The organism is Pedobacter sp. 01N416 (assembly GCF_056399685.1).
Genome location: NZ_JBFTRT010000422.1, coordinates 1 through 4,576 on the forward strand (window position 1 = coordinate 1; position 4,576 = coordinate 4,576).

A 4,576-nucleotide genomic window follows, 5' to 3' on the forward strand; every position below is an offset into this window, starting at 1 on the left:
GTGTAGTGGTTTTATAGCCAATATAATGTACCTCAATAAGATAACTTCCTTTTGAAGGAAGGTTATTCAATGTAAATTCTCCATCATTGTTGGTTACTGCCGAAACTTTTAAATCAGGAATAAAAATGGTTGCCCCTGGCAACGTTTGTTTGGTGCTGGCATCAATAACCTTACCTGTTATATTCTTTAAAGCGGCAGCAAAAACAGTGCTGCTTAATAATGTATATAGAATTACCAAGCCAATAAGCTGTAATTTTTTCATGTGTTGTAGTAAATAAAAATGATAGAAAAACCAAAGCAATAGCTAAATGAAGCCAGTTTTAGTTTTTCAAATAAATAATTTGATTAAGCGCGGATGCGCTTGAAAAGAAAAAATTATGCTAAAGGGGGACCTCGTAAGCAAGTGCGCTTTATTTCGGTAAAAGCATTGTTTAAGGTAGGTTCGATTCGGCTAAAAATTTTGGCCGATAAGAAGATTCTGTAAATGTGGTGCGTTTGCACATAATTTTTTTCAAAACTAGCATTACAGATTAAACAGGTATCGCCATGGGCCTGCACGTGGCTAACATGTTTACAGTTGACCTCTTTCTGCACAACCGGAAGAGGGTTATGGTGGTGAAGTACACTCCACGGAGTTAAAGCAATAGCAAATACAATCAGCATAAATGCCGATAAATATTTCTTAATGTTTTGTCTATGCTTTTTCAACAGGCCAAAAGTAGTAATTCCTAAGCAATTATATATATTTACAAAGTAACATTGTATTTATGGTTTTATGACTCGCGATTTAGTCAATGGTTTAAGGGGAGTGATGAGTTTAGTAATAAGTTATGGACATGCCAGTTGTGCGTCAATTTCGTTGTTATACACAATAGGAGGATAGTAAATTATGAAGTTTATCAGGAAAAATATATTCAATGCACTATTTATCATTATCCTTTTGATAATTGTTTTTGTACCTGATGCAAAAGCATTTTTAATTAGGGGATTAATGGAAATTGGTTTTTATTCGCCAAAAGTTGAAAGCCCAAAGGAAATCGCAACGAGCCTTGACGGAATCCAGTTTAAGGATGTAAAAGGAAATGTGATTGATCTTGGCGATTTAAAAGGAAAAGTCATTTTTCTTAATTTCTGGGCAACCTGGTGTCCTCCCTGTAGAGCTGAAATGCCATCGATTAACAAATTATACACTCAGTTTAAAAATGATAAAAATGTTGTTTTCATTTTTGCGGATGCAGATGGCGATTTTGCCAAATCGGGCAAGTTTATGTCCGACCGTAAATATGCGATGCCCGTTTATAAAGTAGAAAGTGAGATTCCTGAAAAAGTATTTGCAGGCGCTTTACCAACCACAGTTATTTTTGATAAACAGGGCCGTTTGTCTTTCAAACATGAAGGCGTAGCCAATTATGCAGATAAAAAGATAGTCGACTTTCTCAATAAGTTAAAGAACACAAAATAACTTTCTCCAATAACCAAAACATTCCTAATCCTTCCTAAAATTTGAGGTTCAAATGATATTTCTATTTGCGATATATGTAGTTAACTACATATCTTTGGCAGATAATATTTAACAATGCAAAACGACTTTAAAATTGAACGGTTAGATAATCAATTCTGTGAAGCGATTATTGGGTTAATTCTACCTATCCAACAAATAGAATTTAATGTAGATATCGATTTGGCGGCACAGCCAGATTTGTTGGATATAGAAAAAAATTATAATGGCTCAGGTGGTGCTTTTTGGGGTGCCATACTAAATGGTGAACTGATCGGTACCATTGCCTTAATTGCTGTTCCTGAGCATCAATCGGGGGCAATCAGAAAAATGTTTGTTAAAAAGGAATTCCGAGGGAAAGATTTGGGTGTTGCGCAAGCTTTATTAAAAACACTTCTAGCCTACTGTGAGGATAATAACCTGAATGAGGTATATTTGGGTACAAAAGACGTATTGCAGGCGGCCTGCCGTTTTTATGAACGTAATGGATTTAAACCAGTTGCAATGGAAGATTTGCCGGTTTACTTCCCTCGGATGGCTGTAGACAATGTTTTTTATAGCCTGGATTTAAAATCTCTTTAATGGAACAAAATGTAATTGATGCTTCTGGTTTATTGGCCATTTCTACCCGATTGCAAAGGCTGAGCGATCAGATCCGTAAAGATGGTCTGTTGATTTATAAAGCATTCGGAATTGATTTTCAACCCAAATGGTTCCCTGTGCTTTATACTTTATATAAAAAATCGACGATGAACGTGGTTTCGTTGTCAGATGAAATTGGTTATGCACATCCTTCTACCATCAGTTTGTTAAAAGAATTGGAGAAGGAGAAACTGATCCGGTCTAAAAAAGATAAAATAGATACCCGTAAACGTTTGGTTGAACTCACAGAAAAGGGTACAGCACTTCTTTCCACTATGGAGCCTGTTTGGGATGTGATTATTAAAGCCACAGCAGAAATTACGAATACGGAAAATAACTTAATGAAGGCTATAAATGAGGTTGAGGCATCGTTAAAGGAAAAAAGCTTTCTGCAGCGGGCCGAGGTTTATATTAAGAAATAATTGAATTAGAGAATGATTGAATGACCGAGAAGGTTAACCAATGATTTTACTATTTTTGCCCCCATGATTTCATTTTTCGAGGCTTCACTTAAGCAACTTTCTATCCACCACACAGGCAATAAATTGCTTGAAGAGTATTATAAATTATCTGATGCTCCTTTAAAAATTGATGATGAAGTGTTGGGAAACCTGTTGATGCAGTATTTCTTAAAACCTTTCGAAAAGGTAAATGAGGCCTACCGTTTTTATCACCCCAACGATAACCTGGAGTTGAACGAAGTATTCCATTTCGTTCATGAAATTTTCGAAAACAACGAACTTTTTCACGAAGATTCGCAACAACTGGCCAAACATTTATACGATGTAGCCAATCACCCAAAAATTAAATCTGGCGAGCTATATGTCGCTTATTTTGAAAAGGTGCAGATAGAAGGCGAGCAATTGGATGTAGTTGGCATTTTTAAATCCGAAACAAAAGATACTTACCTAAAAGTTTACCCTGAGCAGGATGGCTTTAATGTAAGTTACGAGCAAGAAGCCATCAGTATTAATAAATTGGATAAAGGCTGCCTGATTTTTAACGTTGATAAAGAAGAAGGCTATAAAGTTGTGGTGCTGGATCAATCGAAAAGTAGCAACGATTCTGCTGTTTACTGGAAAGATGAATTTTTGAAGCTGAAAATCAGGAACGACAGTTATAACCAAACCAATAATGTTTTAGGGGTTTACAAAAACTTCGTTACACAGAAACTTGATGACGATTACGAAATCAGTAAAGCGGATAAAATCGATCTCTTAAACCGCTCGATGAAGTATTTCAAAGAAAAAGAAACCTTTGATATTGAGGAATTCGGTAATGAAGTAATTGGTAATGCCGAAGGGATTGAATCATTCAAAAACTATAAGAAGAATTACGAGCAAGAGTACGAAAGCCCGATTGCCGATAATTTTGAAATCGCCGAATCCGCTGTTAAAAAACAAGCCCGTGCCTATAAAAGCGTGTTAAAGCTGGATAAAAACTTCCACATTTATATCCATGGCAATAAAGATATGATCGAAAAAGGTTACGACGATGATAAATCGATGAACTTTTACAAGGTGTATTTTAGGGAAGAGGAGTAGGGACTTTAGAGTTGGGCGTTTGGGGTTTTTGAGTTACCTAGCATGTTTCAGTAGAACAGTGCCTCCAAACTCATCACCCTCAACTACAAATTAAATCCGCTGCTGTGCCTTTAATGCCAAATACTGGTTAATTACATTAACAGTAAGTTTTTGAGGTGGGGTAAGGATGGCTAAAATGCCATGTTTGTTGAGTTCTTTAACCATTAGTTTTTTCTCGTAGATAAATTTCTCGGCAATGGTTTTATGGTAAATGCCTTCTACATCTTTTGCAGGTGCTGTGCTTAATTCTTTTAGTTCAGTATTTTCGAAAAATACAACCACCAATAAGTGGTATTTAGCTATTCTTTTTAAATATGGCAACTGTCTTTGCAGTGCCGATAAACTTTCGAAATTGGTAAAGAAAACCAAAAGGCCCCTTTGTTTTACTACTGATCGTACCGCGGAATAAAGTGCTTCGAGATTACTTTCAAGGTATCTCGTTTTTTCCTTGTAAAGCACATTCATGATAGTGCCAAGCTGAGAAGCTTTACGATCTGCTGGTACAACAGCGCCGATATTTTCAGATATCGTAATTAAACCTGCTTTATCTTCTTTAAGCATGGCCACTTTCGAAAGTGCAACGGCTGCATTTATAGCATAATCGAGTAGGCTTAATCCTTCAAAAGGCATGCGCATTACACGCGATTTATCAATTACACAATAAATATTCTGCGATTTCTCGTCTGTATAGGTATTCACCATTAAACCACCTTTTCTGGCCGTAGCTTTCCAGTTAATGGTACGGATATCGTCGCCACCAACATAATTTTTAATCTGGTCGAATTCGCTGCTTTGTCCAACCTTTCTGATTTTTTTGATCCCGAATTCTGTTAAATAGCGTGAAGCGGCCATC

The 4,576-nt window shown here is 36.4% G+C and carries 6 protein-coding genes; 4 read left to right on the top strand and 2 right to left on the bottom strand.

All coding sequences use genetic code 11. The features are described from left to right. Positions 1-262 (bottom strand): carboxypeptidase-like regulatory domain-containing protein (locus tag AC1DND_RS20420; RefSeq protein WP_477584428.1); only part of this gene is annotated, 262 nt, incomplete at its 3' end. A 627-nt stretch (positions 263-889) separates the two neighbouring features. Here AC1DND_RS20420 and AC1DND_RS20425 point away from each other — a divergent pair. The 4 genes from AC1DND_RS20425 to AC1DND_RS20440 all read left to right on the top strand — a co-directional run bounded on the left by AC1DND_RS20425 (position 890) and on the right by AC1DND_RS20440 (position 3,684). Further along, positions 890-1,462 (top strand): TlpA family protein disulfide reductase, encoded by a 573-nt coding sequence (locus tag AC1DND_RS20425; RefSeq protein WP_477584430.1) that lies wholly within the window; start codon positions 890-892, stop codon positions 1,460-1,462. Positions 1,463-1,576: 114 nt separating this feature from the next. After that, on the top strand, positions 1,577-2,080 hold the full coding sequence (locus AC1DND_RS20430; RefSeq protein ID WP_477584432.1) for a GNAT family N-acetyltransferase: 504 nt from the start codon (positions 1,577-1,579) through the stop codon (positions 2,078-2,080). Next, positions 2,080-2,562 (top strand): MarR family transcriptional regulator, encoded by a 483-nt coding sequence (locus AC1DND_RS20435; RefSeq protein ID WP_477584433.1) that lies wholly within the window; start codon positions 2,080-2,082, stop codon positions 2,560-2,562. Before AC1DND_RS20430 ends, AC1DND_RS20435 begins: the two co-directional genes overlap by 1 nt. 63 nt (positions 2,563-2,625) lie before the next feature. Then, positions 2,626-3,684, top strand: coding sequence for a nucleoid-associated protein (locus AC1DND_RS20440; RefSeq protein ID WP_477584435.1), 1,059 nt, complete (start codon positions 2,626-2,628; stop codon positions 3,682-3,684). Positions 3,685-3,774: 90 nt separating this feature from the next. Here the strand turns inward: AC1DND_RS20440 and AC1DND_RS20445 are convergent. Continuing rightward, positions 3,775-4,576, bottom strand: an 802-nt coding sequence (locus AC1DND_RS20445) for a DUF58 domain-containing protein (protein WP_477584437.1), incomplete at its 5' end; no start/stop codon positions are given.

Bases quoted from the DNA above. Each gene is read 5' to 3' on its own strand.
- AC1DND_RS20425 (WP_477584430.1), top strand. From the start codon at position 890: ATGAAGTTTATCAGGAAAAATATATTCAATGCACTATTTATCATTATC.
- AC1DND_RS20435 (WP_477584433.1), top strand. From the start codon at position 2,080: ATGGAACAAAATGTAATTGATGCTTCTGGTTTATTGGCCATTTCTACC.
- AC1DND_RS20430 (WP_477584432.1), top strand. From the start codon at position 1,577: ATGCAAAACGACTTTAAAATTGAACGGTTAGATAATCAATTCTGTGAA.
- AC1DND_RS20440 (WP_477584435.1), top strand. From the start codon at position 2,626: ATGATTTCATTTTTCGAGGCTTCACTTAAGCAACTTTCTATCCACCAC.